Annotated in this window: 2 protein-coding genes; both read left to right on the plus strand. The window is 34.1% G+C overall.

The genetic code is table 11. The features are described 5' to 3' along the window. Positions 1 to 364: 364 nt before the first annotated feature. Positions 365 to 964, plus strand: coding sequence for a 3-isopropylmalate dehydratase small subunit (gene leuD, locus WFK35_RS22870; RefSeq protein WP_336734949.1), 600 nt, complete (start codon positions 365 to 367; stop codon positions 962 to 964). Further along, the coding region (locus WFK35_RS22875; RefSeq protein ID WP_336734951.1) for an isocitrate/isopropylmalate family dehydrogenase at positions 954 to 1,109 on the plus strand (156 nt) is incomplete at its 3' end. The genes leuD and WFK35_RS22875, both read left to right, overlap by 11 nt.

Here is a 1,109-nt window from a genome sequence, read left to right on the forward strand (position 1 = left end):
GTGGAAGGAAGAATTTCCGTCTATGAAAACTGATGGAGATGAATTTACTTAAAACTTGTCTAAATTTTTTACCACAAAAGACGCAAAAGATTTAAACACTTTAGTTTTTTAAGCTTAATACTTAAATGGAAAAAAGAGCACATAAGTTTAAAAGTGAATTGTCAATAGTGAATAGTGAATTTTAGAAATTGACTATTGACTCACAAAGTGAAATTAACCATTCACTTTTTTAGCCCCGATAGAAACGGTTACCCCGGAGCAAGCGAAGGCAAAAGCAAGGGAGCGAGGAGTATGAGTGGATAGCGGGAAATAGCTCCTGAAAAAGAAAAAAAACAATAATTAAAACTATTTTGGCTCAAAAAAAATGCAAAAATTAGTCATTATACAATCCAGAGCAATTCCTTTGCCTGTAGAAAATATAGATACGGATCAGATTATTCCGGCGAGATTTTTAAAGAGTATTGATAAAAAAGGTTTTGGCGAAAATCTTTTCAGAGACTGGAGATACGATGTTCATACGAATGAACCGAATCCTGATTTTGTCCTGAATAACGGAAAATACAGCGGTGAAATTCTGGTTGCCGGAAACAATTTCGGTTGCGGAAGCAGTCGGGAACACGCTGCATGGTCTTTAACGGATTATGGCTTTAAGGTGGTTGTTTCAAGTTTTTTTGCTGATATTTTTAAGGGCAATGCTCTAAACAACGGATTATTGCCTGTAAAAGTTTCTGAGAAATTTTTAAAAGAAATTTTAGAGGAAATTACTGAAAATCCTGAAAAAGAAATTCTGGTGGATGTTGAAAAACAAACGATTACCTTTAATGATAAGACGGAAAGTTTTGAAATAGATTCTTATAAAAAAATATGTCTGCTGAATGGTTATGATGATATTGATTTTTTAATCAGCAGAAAACAGGCGATCGAACAATTCGAACTAAAAACACAAAAAGTATATGAAAACTAATTTTAAAATTGCAGTGCTTCCGGGAGACGGAATCGGGCCGGAAGTGGTTGCAGAAAGTATTAAAATCTTAGATTCTATTGCGGAAGCATTCCAGTATCAGTTTGATTTTAAATACGGATTGATTGGAGCGGAAGCGATTTATAAG

Origin of the sequence: Chryseobacterium sp. VD8 (assembly GCF_037149975.1) — a bacterium.
GTDB lineage: Bacteria > Bacteroidota > Bacteroidia > Flavobacteriales > Weeksellaceae > Chryseobacterium > Chryseobacterium indicum.

What these genes read in the sequence shown, in the direction of transcription:
- leuD (WP_336734949.1), top strand. Translation starts at nt 365, where the DNA reads ATGCAAAAATTAGTCATTATACAATCCAGAGCAATTCCTTTGCCTGTA.